Genomic DNA, 18,147 nt, shown 5'->3' on the forward strand with positions numbered 1-18,147 from the left:
ACCGCTCACTCGCATGGACGAGGGGGCGGGCGGCGGCGCTCCGCATGTCGCCCCCGGCACTCCGGGAAGGTGAGTGAGTTGCCTCTCAGCGGCCGGTCCCGAGTCGAGGTATCCGTTCCGCTCGAGACAGGATTCGAGGATGGCGTGGAATCCCTTACCTGCCCTCGCACGTGAATTCGCGGCACAGCCCTGGGTGATGCGCGGCGCGGGCATCGTGCTGCCGACCGAACGACTCCTCCGCAAGCTCAGTGGCGGCCGGTGGGGAGTTCTGGATCTGGCCGGCCTGCCGTCGATCGAGGTCACCGTGGTCGGGCGCAAGTCCGGGCAGCCGCGCACGACCTCGCTACTGTGCGTCCCCGACGGCGACGGCTTCTATCTGGTCGGGTCCAACTGGGGTAAGCCCGAGCACCCGGCGTGGTCGGCGAACCTGCGTGCGGCGCGCACGGCCTCGGTCCGTTACAACAGCAGCTCCGCGTTCCCGGTGACGGTCGCCGAGATCACCGGCGTCGAGCGCAAGCGTGTATGGGACCAGGCCGTCGAGTTCTGGCCCGGCTACGAGATGGAGTTCGAACGCTCCGGTGGTCGCGAGTTCCGCATCTTCCGCCTGGACCGCATCGCTGACTGACACGACGCTACCCACCGTGCCGGCGGGGTGTCAGAGGCCGAGTTTGGTGACGGCGTTGTCCTCGAGGGGGTTCGCGGTGCGGATGTAGCCGTGGACGGTACGGGGGTTGGACCAGCGGCCCTGGCGCATGATCTCGCGGTCACTGGCGCCGCCGAGGGCGGCCTGGGTGGCGAATCCGGCGCGGAGGGAGTGACCGGAGAACAGGTCCGGGTCGAGGCCGGCGCGGGCGGCGTAGCGTTTGACGAGTTCAGCGACGGCTCGGCCGGACAAGGGGGACGCGCCGATGGAGCCGTGGCGGTTGATGGTCGGAAACAGTGGTCGCTCGGTGTCGGTCGCCAGGGGCGTGCCGGTGAAGCCGTGGCAGCGGTGAATCGTGGTATCGGGGACGGGGTGATCGGCGGTCCAGGAACGGGCGCCGAGGTCGCCCGCTGCCGCGTGCACTTCCAGGAGGCGCACCCAGTCGGCGAAGGCGCAGATCGGGCAGGTGCGGGGATGCTTGCCGCGCGGCAGGGCGATGCGCTGTTCGGCGACGCCGGTCGGGTCGGTCTTCGTGGTCGGCAGATGGACGACGAGCAGTGGTTCGCCGGTGGAGTGGTCGGTGCGCACATGGACGTCGCTGACGCGCAGGCCCGCGAGTTCGCTGCGGCGCAGAGCGCCGGCGAAACCGACCAGCAGGGCGAGGGCGTCGCGGCGGCGGGCGGGTTCGGTGGGCCAGCCGGCGTCGGGGAGTTCGGCGAGCAGCTGGTCGAGGGTGTGCAGCAGGACGGGTCGTTTGCGAGTCGGTGGGGTGCGGCGGGTGCGCCGGATGCCGCGCAGGGTCAGCCGGACGACGTCGGAGCGGGTCGGCGAGGGTAATCCGTTGGCGGCGTGCACGGCGGCGATGGCGGCCGACTTGCGGTCCAGCGTCGCGGGGCTGAAGGCCCAGGAGCCGTTGTCGCGCCGGGCGTCGGCGGCCGCGGCCAGGTATACCGCGACGTCGAGGGGGTCGGCGGGCAGCGCCTGCCGGTGCTCGGCCGCGCACCAACCCGCCCAGGCGATCCAGTCGGTGCGGTAGGCGCGCAGGGTGTTCGCGGACTGGGAGGCTTCGAGGTAGCGGCGCAGGGCGGCGGCTTGGCCGTCGTCGAATCGTTCGCGGACCAGGCGCAGCGCGGCCGTGTCGACCAGGACGCTGCGCACGCCGCGCCGCAGTTCGGTCCGGACCTGTTCGGGAAGGACGACCGCTGCGTCGCTGCCGCTCACCTCGCCACTCCTCGCGTGAATCAGTCCGCCGCCGATGACTCCTGGCGTTCGAGCCTAGGTCATCGGCGGGCGTTCACGGCATTTCGGCGAGCTCGGCGAGCTTGGTGTGGATGAAGGCGGCGAGGCGGTGCCGGGCCGCGGTGGTGAGGAAACTGGTGTCGCCGAGTCGTGGGAAATGGTCGTCAGCGGGGTCCGACGGGGTTTCGGGGGTGTCGACGAGTTCGAGGCGTGCCGGATGTTGCTGGGGGAGAGGAACATTCGGCACGTCCGAGTCGGTGTGTGCTGCTCCGTGACGTACCATGCCTGAACCCTAACGTTTTGATTACGACCGTTGCCAACACGGTGGGGCCGGTAGTGATAACCGCCACGTTTTCAGAGTACGTGGATGATCGGCGCCCGCCAGCGGAACAGCCGCGACGTCGCGGAGAGGGCCACGACATCGGGCACGACCCGGGCGGTGGCGTCGCGGATGGCCGCGCTTCGCGGGGAATCGGGCATGTTGTTGCCGGTGGCCTGGCGCGACAGCCACGACACCGTCCGTACCCGCCGCCGTCGCGCCTTCGAATACGCGCGCAGGTCGGGTGCGTGGGCGGCGAGGGTCACCGCGTCTTCGAGTGCCATGGCCGCGCCCTGCCCGAGTTCCGGGCGCATCGCGTGCGCCGAGTCGCCCACCAACGCGACCTTGCCGAGGGTGAGGGTGCGCGGCACCGGCACCTCCAGGAACTCGTCGCGCAGGATGCGCGCCGGGTCGGCCGCGGCGAGGATGTCGGGCACAGGCGCGGCCCAGTCGGCGAAGTGGTCGAGGCTGTCGATGCCGGGCTGGGCGGCGGCGAAGAAGTAGGTACGGGCTCCCGGCATCGGCAGTACGCCGAACTCCGCGCGCACGCCGACCATGCCGCCGACGAAGTCGGGAGCCGGAGTGTCGAGGACTCCTCGCCACGCGGTGATTCCGGTGTGCCGGACGGCGGTGTCGCCGGGCCACAGGCGCTGCCGGATCGCGCTGTGCACTCCGTCGGCCGCCACGATCAGGTCGTGGCGCGCGGTCTCTCCGTCGACGCGCAGTGTTCCGTCCGGGTCGACGTCGTCGATCGTGCTCCCCGGCCGCAGGCATTCGTCCGGCAGTGCGCGCAGGAGCAGTGCGATGAGTTCCGCGCGGTGCGGCACGGCGAAACCGCCCGGCAGTGGTTTCGCCCAGCGGGTGAACAGGGCGCGGCCTGCGGAATTGCGGATCGCGCCGGGAACGGCGCCGACTCCCGCGGCGCGGATCTCGGCGCCGATGCCGAGTGCGTCGAGTGCGGTGAGCGCGTTGGGGAACAGTGAGATTCCCGCGCCCGCTTCGGTGAACCCGGGCGCCCGCTCGTAGACGGTCACCTGCCAGCCCGCCTTGCGCAGTGCGATCGCGGCGGCGAGGCCGCCGATGCCACCTCCCACGATTCCGGCACTGCGTCCCTGTGCTGTGGAATTCGGCATGCTCAACCCCCGTCGGCGTTTCGGTGCGACCACCCCGCACCTAAGTTACTCGAAAGTAACAACGGGTCGATTGTGTTGTCCAGAGCTGAAATCGGAGCTCGTCCACGCGAATCCCCGCGGCGGCGGTATCGGTCGAACGGTCGATGGCCGTACGGTCGGGGCATGGTTTCCTTGCGTGGCTGGGCGTCCTTTCCCGACGACCTGCCGGACTTCGACCCGGACTCGGCACCGTCGACACCGCAGGAGCTGTTCCTCGACTGGCTGCACGAGGCCGGCGAACACGTGCTGGCCCCACACGCGGTGACGCTGTCGACCGTGGACGCCGAGGGCGCTCCGGACGCGCGCGTGGTGATCCTGAAGGACGTCGGCCGCGCGGGATGGGCGATCGCTACCAGCTCGGAAAGCCCGAAGGGCCTGCAGCTGAGCAAGACTCCGCAGGCGGCGCTGACGTTCTTCTGGCCCGGTCGCGGCCGTCAGGTCCGGCTGCGCGGCCCGGTCACACCCGCGGCGCCGGACGTCTCCGCCGAGGACTTCCTCGCCCGACCGCCGGCCTCGCGGGTCGAGGCGTTCATCGGACGACAGTCGCAGGTGCTCGACGATCCGGCGCAGCTGTCGCGGGCCGCCCGCGACGCCGAGCGCTGGGTCGCCGAGAATCCCGACGTGGCGCCGGAAACCTGGACGCGGTACCTGGTCGCGCCGGTCGAGGTCGAGTTCTGGCAGGCGAGTCACGACCGTCGACACCTGCGCTTGCGCTACCGCGACACAGGCGAGGCCTGGGTGCGGGAACGTCTGTGGCCGTGAGGTCGGCCGAGGTCAGGACGCGCGGGCAGTGGCGTTCTCGGTGAGGGTCGCTTCGCTGACATAGCCCGCGACCGGGCTCAGCTGGAGCACGGTGGGCATGCGGCGGGTCAGAGCGGCGGGACCGGCGAAACTGACGCGGCCGGTGCGCTGGGCATGGGTCAACGGCATCCGGCCGAGCCAGACCTCGTAGAGGGCGGCCACATCGGCGATGATGGCGACGTCGACGGGGTAGCCGGGGTCGGTCTCGCAGACCGAGGGCGTGGAACCCTCGACGACGATCCAGAATCGGCGGACGTCGTCGGTGAACCGGACCTGCAGGACATGGCGTCTGCCCGGGAATCCGGACGTGTCGACGCGGGTGTGCATCCACCACACCAACAGTGCGGCGTCGAGTTCCTCGTGCTGGGGGGCACCGAAGGTCCATCGGGCGCCCCATTCACCCAGGCCGAACAGGATCGGTTCGAGCTGGGTGCCCGCTTCGGTGAGCAGGTGGTCGGCGCCGATCTTGTCGAGCAGCCCGGCGCGTTCGAACTGGCGCAGCCGTTTGGCGAGCAGGCTGCGCGACAGTCCGGGCAGGCCGCGGGCCAGGTCGTTGAAGCGGGTCGTGCCCAGGTAGAGGTCGCGCAGGATGAGCAGCGACCAGCGCTCGCCGAGCACGTCGAGCGCACGGGAGATCGGGCAGTACTGGCCGTAGCCTGCGGTCGTATCAGTCATGGTCACCTCGCCGACGGGGTCCAGTTTCTGGACCGGGGGAGTCCACTTTCTGGACTATCCGGTTATCGCGGTGGTTCCTACCTTCGAAACATGACTTCCACATTTCCCGACACCACGTCCCGCACCGACCGCGTCGCTCTGGCTCGCCTGCTCGGTGAATCCCTGCGTTCGGAGGTCCCCGAGCGGGACCGCACCGGCGAGATCTCCGTCGCCGCCTTCGACCGGCTCCGTGCCGACGGCCTCTCGGCCGCGCTCGTTCCCGTCGAGTTCGGCGGTGGCGGTGCCACCCATCAGGAGATGGGGGAGGTCCTGCGTGAACTCGGTCGCCATGATCCGTCGACCGCGGTCGCGTTCGCCATGCATTCGCATCTGGTGGCCGCGCAGGTGTGGCGGCACAAGCACGGTGTCGACGCCTCCGCGGTCTTCGCGAAGGTCGCGGCGGGCGCGATCCTGGTCAGCACGGGGGCGTCGGACTGGGTCGACTCCAACGGCACGGCCGTGCGCGTCGACGGCGGCTATCTGGTCAGTGCCAGGAAGTCGCCCGCGAGTGGGTGCGAGGTCGGGGACGTGCTGGTGACCAGCGTCCGTTTCGAGGATCAGGTCGTGCACTGCGCGGTGCCGATGACCGCGCCCGGCGTGAGCATCGACAAGACCTGGGACGCGTTCGGGCTGCGCGCCAGTGGATCGCACACGGTCGTTCTCGACGAGGTGTTCGTGCCCGACGCCGCGGTCTCGCTGATCCGTCCGGCCGGTGCCTGGCCGCCGGTGCTGAATGTGGTGATCGGCGCGGCGCTGCCATTGGTGTTGGCGGCCTACCTCGGTGTCGCCGATACCGCCGTCGAGCTGACCGCCCGTATGCTCGAGGGTCGCGCCGAGTTCCACACGGTGCAGTCGGCGGGGGAGATGCTCAACGCCTACACGACCGCGGCGGATCTGATCACCGCCATGTTCGCCGACTCCGAGGACCTGACCTTCGCCAACACCGACGCCTACGCGGCCCGCGCCCTGAGCCGCAAGACCGTCGCCGCCGACGCGCTCATCACCACGGTCCGCCTGGCCATCGAAACCACCGGCGGCGCGGGCTATTCCCGCGCCTGCGACCTCGAACGCCTCTACCGCGACATCCACGGCTGCCAGTTCCATCCCCTGCCCCGCGCCAAGCAGACCCGCTTCAGCGGCCGGGTCCTGTTGGGCCACAGCCCGATCGACTGACCGCCCCGTTCTCGCATGGCCCGCTCAGATGGTCGCGCGACAGCTCGAGCGGTGCCGGACGTTGTAGTCGGCGCCGCGGCATTCGGTCCCGACCGCTGCGGCGTGGTGGCGTCACGGTCTGCGTGGTGACAGCTGTCGGCGAGGTAGGTCGCGCGGGGTCGTCGGTCACCGGTCGTTGCTCGACATCGCCGCATGTGTTGACCTGCGGCGATGTCGAGCAGGGTGTTCAGATTTCGGCGAGTTGGTGGTCGGCGACGTGGCCGGCCAGGTAGCGCAGGTGGTCGCCGGAGTCACCGAGGGTGTGCTCGATGGCGGTCAGGCGCGCGGTGTAGTGGCCGACCGGGTATTCGGCGGTCATCCCGATGCCGCCGTGCATCTGGATCGCTTCCTGTCCGATGTGCCTGCCGGAGCGTCCGATGCGCAGTTTGGCGCGGGCCGCGACGACGGGGTCGGCGACGCCGTCGGCCAGTGACATCGACGCGTACAGGCTCATGCTCCGGGCCAGTTCCAGTGATACGTACATGTCGGCGGCGCGCTGGGTGAGCGTCTGGAAGCTGCGCAGCGGGACACCGAATTGCTTGCGGGTCGAGAGGTATTCGGTGGTGAGTCGCAACGCTTGCGACATCGCGCCGATCGCCTCGGCGCCGAGCGCGGCCTGGGCGGTGACGATGATGTCGGCGATGGCGTCGCCGGCGTCGACCGCGGCGCCCAGGGGAACCGCGGTGGCGCGGTCGAAGGTGAGGTCGGCGCCGCGTCTGCCGTCGTGGGTGCGGTAGCCGGCGACGGTCACCCCGGAATCGGTGGGCTCGATCAGGAACAGTCCGGTGCCGCCGTCGGGCAGCGCCGCGCTGACGATGAGCTGGTCGGCGCAATCACCCCAGGCCACGGGATGTTTGCGTCCGCTGACCTGCCAGCCGTCGCCCACCAGCGTCGCCTGGGTCGTGACCTGGGCCGTCACCGGGCGCAGACCGGGCTCACCGTGCGCGAACACGATGCGGCGTTCGCCCGAGGCGACCTCGGGCAGGATCTGCTTGCGCTGGAGCTGTGACCCGGCCCTGGAGATGAGCGCGCCCGGCAGCAGCGCGCAATCCAGCACCGGTTCGGGTGCCAGGACGCGGCCGAGTTCCTCGAGCACGAGCATCGTTTCGATGGGGCCGGCGCCCATCCCGCCGTCCTCGGCGGAGATGGTGAGCCCGAGCAAGCCGATCTCGGCGAAGGTCGACCAGACCTGCGGGTCCCAGCCCGGATCGGTGCCGATGACCTGGGCGCGATGTTCGTGGGTGTAGTGGCGGGCCAGCACGCTGCGCACAGTGTCACGCAGCATGGTCTGTTCGGTGGTGAGTTCGAAATCCATGACGGTGTCTCACAATCCGAGGATCGTCGAAGCGATGATGCTGCGCTGCACCTCGTTGGATCCTCCGTAGATCGATGTCTTGCGGTAGTTGAGGTAGGTGGCGGTGCTGCGGCGAGCCCAGTCGCCGGTATCGCCTTCGCGGGCCAGGGAGTCGGGTCCGGCGATGTCGACGAGCAGTTCGGTGACCGCCTGCTGGAGTTCGGTACCGCGCAGCTTGAGAATCGACGACACCGGGTTCGGGTCGCCGTCGGCCGAGCCGGCCACGACCCGCATCTGTACGAGTTCCAGTGCGAGCAGCTCGTTTTCGAGCTCGGCGATGCGGGCGGCGAAGACCGGGTCGTCGAGCAGGGTGCCGGTGTCGAGTGAGGTCTGCTTGGCGTATTCCTTGGCGAGCCACAGCCGCACCTTGGTCTGGCCGACGGCGGCGATGCCGGTGCGTTCGTTGCCGAGCAGGAACTTCGCGTAGGTCCAGCCGTGGTTCTCCGCGCCGACGAGCTGGTCGGCGGGGACGCGCACGTTCTCCAGGAATACCTCGTTGACCTCGAATCCGCCGTCGATGAGCTCGATCGGGCGGACCGTCACGCCAGGGGTGTCGAGGGGGAACAGCAGCATCGAGATGCCTGCCTGCTTCTTGGGCGCGTCCGGGTCGGTGCGGGCCAGGCAGAACATCCAGTCCGCGCTCTGGGCGGCGGTGGTCCAGGTCTTCTGGCCGTTGATCACGTAGTGGTCGCCGTCGCGGACGGCCACGGTGCGCAGCGAGGCCAGGTCCGAACCGGCATCGGGTTCGGAGAAGCCCTGGCACCACCAGATGTCGAGGTTGGCCGTGGCGGGCAGGAAGCGCTGCTTCATCTCCGGTGACCCGAAGTGGGCGATCACCGGACCGATCATGTTGGTGTTGAAGGTCAGTGGCTCGGGCACCGAGGCGAGCTGCATCTCGTCGTGCCAGAGATGGCGCTGGATGGGGGTCCAGTCGCGCCCGCCCCACTCGACCGGCCAGTGCGGCACCGCGAGTCCGTGCGCGTGCAGGATGCGCTGGGTCGTGACGATGTCGTCCTTGCTCAGTTCGGCCATGTGCCTGGCCCGATTGCGGATGTCGGCGGGGATTTCGCGCCGGAAGAAGGCCCGGAGCTCGTCGCGGAAGGCGAGCTCGTCCTCGGTCAGTGCCAATTGCATGGTCGAGTATGTTACACAGCATGCCGTATGTTTCAAATGGTGGTCACGGGGGAGCCCTTATGCTGTGCGATGTGACGCGAGCCGACGGGACACGAGCACCGGGACGCCCCGCCGCGGCCAGCCGTGAGGACGTACTGCGCACCGCGATCGAGGTGTTCCTGTCCGGCAACCGCATCGACGTCAACGCCATCGCCGCCCACCTCGGCCTCGGCCGGACCAGCATCTACCGCTGGTTCGGCTCCCGCGACGGCCTGCTCGGCGCCGCCATCGCCGGCCAGCTCGAGCGGATGGTCGCCTACGCCGACCGCACCAGCGAGGCGAGCGGCGCCGAACGCCTCAACGAGATCCTCGATCGCTGCATCCACTGGCTGGTCCAGGACGATTCGCTGCGCACCTACTTCGACAACGAGTCCACCGCCGCCCTGCGCCTGATCACGCGCAGCGACGGGCCCGTCCACCAGGCCGCGGTCGCCGTCGTCGAAGGACTCATCGCCCGCGCCGAAGACGAGGGCTACCGCCCCCCGATCGAGCGCGCCACCCTGGCCTACGCGCTGGTGCGGCTCTGGGAAGCCTTCCTCTACAACGACGCCGTCGCCGGTTTCCGCGGCGACGTCGAGCGCCTGCGCCAAGTCCAGGCCGCCCTCCTGCGCGCCTGATCCGAACGGGTCACTCGCCTTTCGGGCCGATGGTCACCCGGCGGCGGGACCTTGGCCCCTAAACGCCGGACCGCGCGGGTGGTGCTATTGCCCGGAGCCTCTTGCGGGACGGGATCAAGCAGCGGAAAGCAGGTCGGATTACGTGAGTTCTCCCCGACTACGGTGGACCGGTTCAGAGATCGCGGTGGTGACCGCCGGTGCGGTCGACGCGGTCGATGTCGCGCGAACGGCGCGTGCGGTCGAGGCGGTGCTGCGCAGCCGCCGGGTCGACGGACCGGTCCGGATCCGGTTGTCCGCCGTGCCTGCCGGATCGGTGCTGGCGCAGGTGAACGCGGGGCAGGGGCCCGCCATGCTGCGGGTGCAGGTAGCGGGTCCCGCCGGATTCGTCGCGCGGATCGTCTCCGAGCGGCTCGACCGGGAGATCTCGCGGTCGGCACCGGCGGGGCCGCCGAGAATCTGGCCCGACCCGGCGCGGCCGCCGCTGGCCTCGGTGAGCGAGGTCCGGCCGATCGTGCGCCGTAAGCGTTGCGCGCTGCTGCGCACCGACCCGGCTTCGGCCACCCGGGTGATGGACGGGCTGGACTACGACGCGCACCTGTTCATCGACGGCGAGACCGGCGAGGACGCGCTCGTCTACTGGGCGGGACCGCTGGGCGCGCGACTGGCACGACAACACCACACCCGCCCGCCCGGCGTCGGGACAACGATGGCGCTGACAGTGAACCCGCATCCGGCGCCACAGCTCACCGAGTCCGAAGCCGCGAGCCGGCTGTGCCGATTCGGGCTGCCGCACGTGTTCTTCACCGATCCGGGCAGTGGACGTGGCCGACTCGTGTACCGCCGCTACGACGGCGACTTGGCGCTGGTGTGTGCGGCGGACCACGAGGCGCGGTCGTGATCGAACTGGCCGGTGACGGCCGGGAACCGTGCGATGTCGTCGAACTCGAACGGGCCGAGGCGATGCGGCTGGTGGCAGCGGCGCCGTTCGGCCGGGTGCTGTTCACCCGCGACGCGCTGCCGGCGATCCGCCCGGTCAACCACCTCGTCGACGAGGACGACGTGATCGTCGTCCGCACCCGGCTCACCTCGCGGTTGACCGGTGCGGTGCAAGCCAACGCGCCCGTGGTGGTGGCCTACCAGGTCGACGACATCGACGCGGTGCGGCGCACCGGGTGGTCGGTCATGGTCACCGGATTGGCGCGCACCGTCACCGATCCGGCGCGGGTGGCGCGTTACGAACAGTTGTTGCGGCCGTGGGTCGGCCGGGTGATGGACACCGTCGTGGCCATCGAACCCGAGATCGTCACCGGCATCCGACTCCTCGAACAGAAGGGCAGGCACCCCCGTTGACCCGCGATCTGACGCAGCGCGAGATCCTCACCGAACTCGAACCGACGGCCGAGGACTGCGTGCACCGCCACCTGGCGCTGGCCAAGGACTGGCATCCGCACGACTACGTCCCGTGGGACGAAGGGCGAAACTTCGCGGCGTTGGGTGGAACCGACTGGGAGAGTGATCAATCCAAGCTCGGCGAGGTCGCCAGGGCGGCGATGATCACCAACCTGCTCACCGAGGACAACCTGCCCTCCTATCACCGTGAGATCGCCGAGAACTTCTCCCGCGACGGTGCGTGGGGCACGTGGGTGGGCCGATGGACCGCGGAGGAGATGCGGCACAGCATCGTGCTGCGCGACTATCTGGTGGTGACCCGCGGGGTCGATCCGGTGGCGCTCGAGAACGCCAGGATGGTCCACATGACCAATGGCTTCGCCTCCGGGGCCACGGCAGCCGACATCGACAGTGGCTCGGCGTTCCTGCACTCGGTGGCCTATGTCAGCTTTCAGGAACTGGCGACCCGCGTCACCCACCGCAATACCGGGCGGGTGTGTGACGACGAGATCGCCGACCGGATGCTGCAACGCATCGCCGCCGACGAGAACCTGCACATGATCTTCTATCGCACCGTGTGCGCGGCGGCGCTGGATCTGGTGCCGGATCAGGCGATCGAGGCGATCGCCGACATCGTGGAGAACTTCCGCATGCCCGGCGCGGGAATGCCGAACTTCCGTCGTCACGGCGTGCTGATGGCCAAGCACGGTGTCTACGACCTGCGACAGCACCTCGAGGAGGTCCTGCAGCCGGTGCTGCGGCAGTGGAACATCTTCGGCCGCAACGATTTCGGTGCGCGCGGCGAGCAGGTGCGCGAGCGGCTGGCCGGATTCCTCGACGACCTGGCCCAGGTGCGGATTCCGCGTTTCGAAGAACAACGCGACCGCGCCCTGGCCAGGGAACGCGCCAGGGCGTAGGGCGCCGGTGTCAACGGTGCCCGGCCAGCACGAGCGGGATCTCGGTGGCGTACGCGACGGTTCGGCTCACCGACCCGAAACCGTCGTGGGCGCCGCGCCGATGACTGCCGAGCACGAGCAGTTGGGCACCGGCCGACTCGCGCAGCAATCGGCGCGCCGGATCGTCGTCGGTGACGATCCGGGTGATCGGCACATCGGGATACTTCTCGCCGTAGCCGACCAGGCTGTCGGCCAGCAGGCGATGGGTGTGCTCGGTCATCCGGGAGTCGTGTACGCCGGGGGCCGGTGTCGTCCACGCGCGCAGCGCGACGAGGCCGACACCGCGCAGCGACGCCTCCTCGATCGCGAAGTCGAGGGCGCGGTCGCTGCCCGGGGAACCGTCGAGACCGACCAGTACGGGTCGACGGTCGGGCGCGGGATCGAACGAGGCGGGGACGATCGCGAGCGGACACACGGGGCGGCGCGCCAGCGCGCTGCTGACGGAACCGAGCAGCGCCCGTTCGAAGGCACCGAGGCCGCGGGTGCCGACCGCGAGGAGCTGGGCATGGCGGGCGCTACGGCGCAGCGCCGACACCGGGGCCGGGCTCACCACCGATGTTCGCATCTCGAGGTGATCGGGTGCGGTCTCGGCCAGGGCGACCGTGGTCGCGCTCGCCAGCGCGGCCCGGCCGTCGTCGTGGAAGTGCTGATTGTGTATCGACACCGTGCCGACGCGGCCCAGATCCCAGCCCGAGCTCATCGCGTGTACCGCGTGCAGCGATGTGTCGCGCAGGACCGCGGCCCTGGCGGCCCAGCGAACGGCGGTGAGGGCGGAATCGGAGCCGTCGACGCCGACGACGACGGGGCGGGTGGTCGGTGTTGACATCGGTACTGCCTCACTGCTCGGACAGGGAACGTGCGCAGCCGATTCTCGCCCGACGCGGCGGCGGTGGAAGAGGGCCGAAGTGCTCTGCTGTCGAGGACTTCGGTGGACTGGCCCTCGGCCTCCGGCCCTACACCGGGTGGGCGTGTCAGGGTGGCATCGGCACAGCGGGGCGAACAGAAGGAGCGACGACATGATGCGTACGTGGCGAGTGGAACATCCCGGTCCGGTCGGCTCGGCGCCGCTGCGGCTCGGACACGAACCGGTCCCGGAACCCGGCCCCGGTGAGCTCCTGGTGCGGGTGCTGGCATGCGGTGTGTGCCGGACCGATCTGCACGTCGTCGAAGGCGATCTGCCGGTGCACCGCAAGCACGTGACTCCGGGCCACGAGGTGGTCGCCGAGGTGGTGTCGGTTCCGGACGGCTGCGTGAACGTGGCGGTCGGTGATCGAGTCGGCATCCCGTGGCTGCGGTACACGTGTGGACAGTGCCGGTACTGTCTGCGCGGGGCGGAGAACCTGTGTCCGCGCTCGCGCTACACGGGCTGGGACGCCGACGGCGGGTATGCCGAGTTCGCCACTGTGCCGGTCGATTTCGCGGTGGCATTGCCGAGCGGCTACCGCGACGACGAGCTGGCACCGCTGCTGTGCGCCGGCATCATCGGCTATCACGCGCTCGTGCGGGCCGAGGTGCCCGACGGTGGGGTGCTCGGCATCTACGGCTTCGGCGGCAGTGCTCATCTCACCGCGCAGGTCGCTCTCGCCCGGGGCGCGCGCGTGCACGTGATGACCAGGGACGCGGCGGCCAGGGAGCTGGCCCTGGCCTTGGGCGCGGATTCGGTGCAGGGCGCCGCCGACGCACCGCCGGAACCGCTGGATTCGGCGATCCTGTTCGCTCCCGTCGGCGCCCTGGTCCTGCCGGCGATGGCGGCGCTGGACGCCGGGGGGACGCTGGCGGTGGCCGGTATCCACCTCACCGACGTGCCGCCACTGAACTATCAACGACATCTGTTCCGGGAGCGCCAGATCCGCAGCGTCACCTCGAACACGCGGGCGCAGGCCAAGGAGTTCCTCGAGCTCGCGCAGCAGCGTCGGCTCACGGTCTCGACCCACCGCTACCCGCTCGATCACGCGGATCGCGCGTTGAGCGATCTGTCCCTCGGCCGCTTCGACGGTGCGGCGGTCCTGGTGCCGTGACCGGCCGCACCGTCGATCGTGGCGATCAGCGGCTCGTGGTCGGCCGGGCGATGATCAGCGGAGCCTCGGCGCCGTGCAGGACGGTCTGAGCGACCGAACCCAAGGTCATGCCGGCGAACCCGCCGCGCCCGTGACTGCCGACGACGATCAGCTGGGCATCGGACGCGGCCGCGAGGACCGCTCTGGCCGGGCGGTCTTCGACGACGACCCGTTCGACGGTGACCTCGGGATACTTCTCGGCGTAGCCGGCGAGGCTTTCCGCGAGCACCGCCTCGGCTTCGGTCTGCATCGTCGAGCGGGCCTCGTAGCGGTAGAACTCCGACCAGGCGTGGATCGCGATCAGGCGGGTATCGCGGCGGGCGGCTTCGTCGAAGGCGATGGCGACCGCCTCGACGCTGCACGGTGAACCGTCGACCCCGACCACCACCGGGCCGTCGGCCGGTGCCTCCGACTCCGGGATCACAGCGACCGGGCACGCGGCATGTCGGGCGATCGCGGTGCTGACCGAGCCGAGCAGGGTGCGGCGGAAAGCCCCGAGTCCCCGGCTGCCGACGACCAGCAGGCGCGCCGATTCGCTGCGTTGACGCAGTACCGCGACCGCGGAGCCGAGGACGGCGTCGGTCGAGACGGTGATATCGGCGATCGGCGTGGTGAGCTCGGTTGCCACCACGGCGGCGGCGGCGACCACGGACTCGCCGTGTTTGCGCAGCGCTTCGAGGTCGTAGAGGGGACCAGCCAGGCCCGGCCCGTAGTCGACCGGGACGTCGGCGGCGTAGACGAGCTGCAGCGGTACCCGGTGGTGCGCGGCGAAGTCCGCGGCCCAGCGCAGCGCTCGGCGCGACTGGTCCGATCCGTCGACACCGACGACGACCGGCTGCTTCGGGTTTCCGGGTGTGGTCATGATGTCTTCCTTTCCGTTTCTGTCACTGTGCGCCGGTTCCCGGGACGAGCGGCAGGGTCTCAGGGCCCGCACCGGTGGGCCCTTCGTCGTGGGCGTCGGTGGCCGCGATCGAGGACTCGGCGGGGCCAACGGCACTGGGGAGCCGGAGCGGGACGGAGCAGGGTGAAGGGACAGACACACCCCCTACCGAGGCAGGTTCGGCGATGAGCATCCAGATCCAGACGACCGGCGACGCGTCGACCGCGTCGGAGCCGCAGCGGGTGAGTGTCCTGCTGGCTCGTTATCTGCACACCCAACGAGAAACGATCATGGACGGTCAGATCGCGGCCGGCCACGATGACCCGGATGCGGTCGTCGAGATGGTGATCGCCGCGCGCCGTGCTCGCAGCGCGCTGTCTGCGCACCGGCCCGCGATCGGCAGGCAGACCGAGATCCGACGGCTGATCGAGGAACTGCGCTGGTTCGGTATCAGTCTGGGCGCGGCCCAGGAACTGCGTACGCAGTCCGCGCGCCTGCACGCCGCGATGGATGTGCTGCGCCCGCGCTACCTACGGGGTCCGGTGCGGGCCCGGACGTCGAAGTACTTCGACGCGCGGGTGCGACCGGCCTGGACCGCCGCGCGCGATCTGCTGGCCTCGCCGCGGTTTCCGGCCATGATCGAGGATCTGATGGCCGAGGAACGGTTGTTGCGCAGCGGTGTGGTGCCCGGGATCGATGAGCCGGACAACGCCGTGGTGCTCGATGCGTTGCTGGCGCGGGTGCGGCGGCGGATGCGCGCGATCGAGTCGGCCAGGGACGAGGATGCCACCGACGCGGCGATGCACGCGCTGCGCAAGGCGATCCGGCGCACCCGCTACTACCTGGAGTCGGTGCACGACCTGGATCCCGCGCGCAGCGATCAGGCCGCCGAGGGTCTGATCGCCCTGCAGGACCTGCTCGGTGATCACCAGGACGCGGTGGTGGCCAAGCATCACCTGATCCAGCTGACCAGAGAAGCGGAGAACGCGGGGGAGTCGACGTTCACCTACGGGCTGTTGCTGCAGCGCGAGATCGATCGCACCGCCGAATGCGCGGCGGCACTGCCCGCGATGTACTGGCGGTCGTTGCGCACGGTGCGCGTGATGGCCGACGTCCACCCCTCGACCACCGGCTGACGGGCTAAGGCAGCGGGGCCGACCAGCGCAGGACGGTGCCGCCGCCGTCACGGGGGCGGACGGTGAAAGTGCCGCCTGACTCTTCGGCGCGGGCGGCCAGATTCGCCAGGCCGCTGCGCCGGGTGATGTCGGGGTCGAGGCCGGTGCCGTCGTCGGCGACCTCGATGGTCACCTCGTCGCGCACCACCAGTTCGATCGAGATGGTCGTGGCTTTCGCGTGTCGTACGGCGTTGCTGAGCGCTTCTCGCAACACGGCTTCGACGTGGTCGGACAGCGGAGGTTCTAGCACCGTGACAGGTCCGGCGAGGCGCACCGTGGTGCGCAGCCCGGTATCGGTGGTCATCTCGGTGATGATGTTGTGCAGACGCTTGCGATAGGACGAGGAATCGGTGGCGGTATTGGACTGCAGGTCGAAGATCGAATGCCGGATGTCCTGCACGATCGCCTGGACATCGTCGATGGTCTCGTCGAGCCGGGTGCGCACTTCGGCGGTTTTGGTCCGCTGCATCGTGCTCTGCAGCGACAAGCCGACCGCGAACAGCCGCTGGATGACGTGGTCGTGCAGGCCGCGGGCGATCCGGTCGCGGTCGGCGTACACATCGAGCTCACGCATCCGGCGCTGGGTCGCGGCCAGCTGCAAGGCCACCGCCGCTTGATCGGCGTACGCGGCCATCAGCGTTTGATCCGTGGCGCCGAGTTGCTGCGAGCCGGCGGGAAACACGGTGGTGAGTACGCCGGTGACGGTGCCGTTCGCGCGCAGCGGCAAGGTGAGGACCGGCCCGAACTTGTCGACGGAATCGAAGATCGGGTTGTGCGCCGGGGAGTCGGCGGTGACCTTGTGTCCGGTGCGGAACGCCTCGGCCGAATGCGAATCGGTGACCGGGATGTGCTTGCCGACCAGCACACCGGCGTCGGCGCCGGCCGCCGCGACCACCACCAGCTCGGTGACCTCGTCGTGTGGGATGTCGGGGTCCTCGGGCAGCGCCAGGAACGTACACGCCGCATTCGTCAGCAGCAGGCCACGTTCGGCGACCAGCCCGAGTACCTCCTCGGACGGACTGCCCGCCAGCAGCTCGGTGGCCACGTCCCGCATCGCCTCTAGCCACTGCTGGCGCACCCGCGACTGCTCGTACAACCGGGCGTTCTCGATCGCGATGCCCGCGGCGGCGGCCAGCGCCAGTACCACCACCTCGTCGTCCTCGGTGAACTCGAAGCCACCGGCCTTCTCGGTGAGATAGAGGTTGCCGAACACCTCGCCGCGCACCTGCACCGGAACACCCAGGAACGTCCGCATCGGCGGATGATTGTCCGGAAACCCGACCGACGACGGATGATCGGAAAGGTTGGTCAGCCGAATCGGTTTCGGCTCGGCGATCAACAACCCGAGAACCCCGTGCCCGCGCGGCAGATCACCGATCAGCACCCGCGCGCGGTCGTCGATGCCCTCGTAGACGAACTCGGCGAGCTGATTGCTGGTCTTGTCGGTCTCGCGCACCCCCAACGCGCCGTAACGGGCATCGACCAGTTCGATCGCGGTATGCACGATCGTGCGCAACGTGTTGTCCAGATCCAGGCCCGCCGTCACAACGAGCATGGCCTCCATCAACCGATCCATCCGGTCGCGGACATCGACGATCTGGGCGATCCGGTCCTGCACCTCGGCCAGCAGCTCACGCAACCGCAACTGAGACAGGGTCTCGGTCACCGGCGGCCGCGCGCCACCTACCGACTCGTCGTCCATGACCTGCATTCTTCCACGCCACGACGGGGAGGCCGGGACATCATCGTCGCTGCGGCCGGTCCAGATCGGCGGCCATCACCGCGGCCTGCGTGCGCCGTTCGACACCCAGTTTGGTCAGCAACCGGGACACGTAGTTCTTGACGGTCTTCTCGGCCAGGAACATGCGCGCCGCGATCTGACGGTTGGTCAGGCCTTCTCCCAGCAGCGACAGCAGCGTGCGCTCCTGCTCGGTCAGTGTCGCCAGCGGGCCGGTGTCCTCCTGCGCCTCCGAGCGCAGCTTGGCCATCAGGGCGGCCGCGGCCCGGTTGTCCAGCAGCGACTTGCCCTCGCCGACCTCACGGACGGCATGGATGAGCTCCAGGCTGCGGATGTCCTTGACGACATATCCGCTGGCACCGGCCAGGATCGCGTCGAGCATGGCCTGCTCGTCGGTGAACGAGGTCAGGATCAGACAGCGTAGGCCCAGGTCGGCCGAGAGCAGCTCGCGGCACAGCTCGATGCCGTTGCCATCGGGCAGGCGGACGTCGAGCACGACGACATCGGGACGCAAAGCGGGAATCCGGGCCAGCGCCTGGGCGACAGTGCCCGCCTCACCGATGACCTCGAGGTCCGGTTCCAGGGCGATCAGATCGCCCACCCCGCGCCGGACGATCTCGTGGTCGTCGACCAGAAATACCGTGGTCATGGAAGGCTCTCTCTCGCGTGGGGAACGTCGCCCTTCATTGTCCGCCAACTCGGCGGCAC

Annotated in this window: 19 protein-coding genes; 9 read left to right on the top strand and 10 right to left on the bottom strand. The window is 69.7% G+C overall.

Annotation, left to right across the window (positions count from 1 at the left end; all coding sequences use genetic code 11):
* The first annotated feature begins 139 nt into the window (after positions 1-139).
* The gene (locus ATM97_RS22825; protein WP_218720095.1) at positions 140-625 is read left to right on the top strand and encodes a nitroreductase family deazaflavin-dependent oxidoreductase; all 486 of its coding nucleotides are present in this window, start codon (positions 140-142) and stop codon (positions 623-625) included.
* Positions 626-655: 30 nt separating this feature from the next.
* On the opposite strand, the gene ATM97_RS22830 is transcribed toward ATM97_RS22825, so the two are convergent.
* The 3 genes from ATM97_RS22830 to ATM97_RS22840 all read right to left on the bottom strand — a co-directional run bounded on the left by ATM97_RS22830 (position 656) and on the right by ATM97_RS22840 (position 3,334).
* A complete protein-coding gene (locus ATM97_RS22830; protein WP_218720096.1) occupies positions 656-1,864 on the bottom strand; it encodes a site-specific integrase in 1,209 nt (402 codons plus the stop codon).
* A gap of 73 nt (positions 1,865-1,937) precedes the next feature.
* Positions 1,938-2,129 carry a hypothetical protein gene (locus ATM97_RS22835; protein ID WP_218720097.1) on the bottom strand — a complete coding sequence of 64 codons (192 nt, stop codon included), beginning with the start codon at positions 2,127-2,129 and terminating at the stop codon, positions 1,938-1,940.
* Positions 2,130-2,236: 107 nt separating this feature from the next.
* Positions 2,237-3,334 carry an FAD-dependent monooxygenase gene (locus ATM97_RS22840; RefSeq protein WP_218720098.1) on the bottom strand — a complete coding sequence of 366 codons (1,098 nt, stop codon included), beginning with the start codon at positions 3,332-3,334 and terminating at the stop codon, positions 2,237-2,239.
* Between the two features lie 162 nt (positions 3,335-3,496).
* Between ATM97_RS22840 and ATM97_RS22845 the strand changes: the two genes are divergently transcribed.
* Positions 3,497-4,135: a pyridoxal 5'-phosphate synthase gene (locus ATM97_RS22845; RefSeq protein WP_218720099.1), complete on the top strand. Its 639-nt coding sequence runs from the start codon at positions 3,497-3,499 to the stop codon at positions 4,133-4,135.
* A gap of 12 nt (positions 4,136-4,147) precedes the next feature.
* On the opposite strand, the gene ATM97_RS22850 is transcribed toward ATM97_RS22845, so the two are convergent.
* Positions 4,148-4,849: a winged helix-turn-helix transcriptional regulator gene (locus ATM97_RS22850; RefSeq protein ID WP_218720100.1), complete on the bottom strand. Its 702-nt coding sequence runs from the start codon at positions 4,847-4,849 to the stop codon at positions 4,148-4,150.
* Between the two features lie 90 nt (positions 4,850-4,939).
* Between ATM97_RS22850 and ATM97_RS22855 the strand changes: the two genes are divergently transcribed.
* On the top strand, positions 4,940-6,061 hold the full coding sequence (locus ATM97_RS22855) for an acyl-CoA dehydrogenase family protein (protein WP_218720101.1): 1,122 nt from the start codon (positions 4,940-4,942) through the stop codon (positions 6,059-6,061).
* A gap of 226 nt (positions 6,062-6,287) precedes the next feature.
* On the opposite strand, the gene ATM97_RS22860 is transcribed toward ATM97_RS22855, so the two are convergent.
* Both ATM97_RS22860 and ATM97_RS22865 read right to left on the bottom strand, forming a co-directional pair.
* A complete protein-coding gene (locus ATM97_RS22860; protein ID WP_218720102.1) occupies positions 6,288-7,415 on the bottom strand; it encodes an acyl-CoA dehydrogenase family protein in 1,128 nt (375 codons plus the stop codon).
* 9 nt (positions 7,416-7,424) lie between these two features.
* On the bottom strand, positions 7,425-8,588 hold the full coding sequence (locus ATM97_RS22865; protein WP_218720103.1) for an acyl-CoA dehydrogenase family protein: 1,164 nt from the start codon (positions 8,586-8,588) through the stop codon (positions 7,425-7,427).
* A 71-nt stretch (positions 8,589-8,659) separates the two neighbouring features.
* Here ATM97_RS22865 and ATM97_RS22870 point away from each other — a divergent pair, with 71 nt between their 5' ends.
* The 4 genes from ATM97_RS22870 to ATM97_RS22885 all read left to right on the top strand — a co-directional run bounded on the left by ATM97_RS22870 (position 8,660) and on the right by ATM97_RS22885 (position 11,550).
* Positions 8,660-9,244, top strand: a complete 585-nt coding sequence (locus tag ATM97_RS22870) for a QsdR family transcriptional regulator (protein WP_308248589.1) — start codon at positions 8,660-8,662, stop codon at positions 9,242-9,244.
* Between the two features lie 142 nt (positions 9,245-9,386).
* Positions 9,387-10,142: a sigma 54 modulation/S30EA ribosomal C-terminal domain-containing protein gene (locus ATM97_RS22875; protein WP_218720105.1), complete on the top strand. Its 756-nt coding sequence runs from the start codon at positions 9,387-9,389 to the stop codon at positions 10,140-10,142.
* A complete protein-coding gene (locus ATM97_RS22880; protein WP_308248590.1) occupies positions 10,139-10,594 on the top strand; it encodes a pyridoxamine 5'-phosphate oxidase family protein in 456 nt (151 codons plus the stop codon). Before ATM97_RS22875 ends, ATM97_RS22880 begins: the two co-directional genes overlap by 4 nt.
* Entirely contained in the window at positions 10,591-11,550 is a 960-nt protein-coding gene (locus ATM97_RS22885; protein WP_218720106.1) for an acyl-ACP desaturase, read from the top strand. Before ATM97_RS22880 ends, ATM97_RS22885 begins: the two co-directional genes overlap by 4 nt.
* Positions 11,551-11,560: 10 nt before the next feature.
* Here ATM97_RS22885 and ATM97_RS22890 read toward each other — a convergent pair whose 3' ends face one another.
* Positions 11,561-12,415 carry a universal stress protein gene (locus ATM97_RS22890; protein ID WP_218720107.1) on the bottom strand — a complete coding sequence of 285 codons (855 nt, stop codon included), beginning with the start codon at positions 12,413-12,415 and terminating at the stop codon, positions 11,561-11,563.
* A 193-nt stretch (positions 12,416-12,608) separates the two neighbouring features.
* Here ATM97_RS22890 and ATM97_RS22895 point away from each other — a divergent pair, with 193 nt between their 5' ends.
* A complete protein-coding gene (locus ATM97_RS22895) occupies positions 12,609-13,607 on the top strand; it encodes a zinc-binding alcohol dehydrogenase family protein (protein ID WP_218720538.1) in 999 nt (332 codons plus the stop codon).
* Positions 13,608-13,632: 25 nt separating this feature from the next.
* Here the strand turns inward: ATM97_RS22895 and ATM97_RS22900 are convergent, their stop codons facing one another.
* Positions 13,633-14,508 (bottom strand): universal stress protein, encoded by an 876-nt coding sequence (locus tag ATM97_RS22900; RefSeq protein WP_218720108.1) that lies wholly within the window; start codon positions 14,506-14,508, stop codon positions 13,633-13,635.
* 203 nt (positions 14,509-14,711) lie between these two features.
* On the opposite strand from ATM97_RS22900, the gene ATM97_RS22905 reads away from it, so the two are divergent.
* On the top strand, positions 14,712-15,662 hold the full coding sequence (locus ATM97_RS22905; RefSeq protein ID WP_218720109.1) for a CHAD domain-containing protein: 951 nt from the start codon (positions 14,712-14,714) through the stop codon (positions 15,660-15,662).
* Positions 15,663-15,666: 4 nt separating this feature from the next.
* Here ATM97_RS22905 and ATM97_RS22910 read toward each other — a convergent pair whose 3' ends face one another.
* Positions 15,667-17,403, bottom strand: a complete 1,737-nt coding sequence (locus ATM97_RS22910; protein ID WP_218720110.1) for a GAF domain-containing sensor histidine kinase — start codon at positions 17,401-17,403, stop codon at positions 15,667-15,669.
* Positions 17,404-17,443: 40 nt separating this feature from the next.
* Positions 17,444-18,088 carry a response regulator transcription factor gene (locus ATM97_RS22915; RefSeq protein WP_218720111.1) on the bottom strand — a complete coding sequence of 215 codons (645 nt, stop codon included), beginning with the start codon at positions 18,086-18,088 and terminating at the stop codon, positions 17,444-17,446.
* Between the last annotated feature and the right edge of the window lie 59 nt (positions 18,089-18,147).

It is taken from the genome of Nocardia sp. MH4 (assembly GCF_019266065.1).
Taxonomy (GTDB): domain Bacteria; phylum Actinomycetota; class Actinomycetes; order Mycobacteriales; family Mycobacteriaceae; genus Nocardia; species Nocardia canadensis.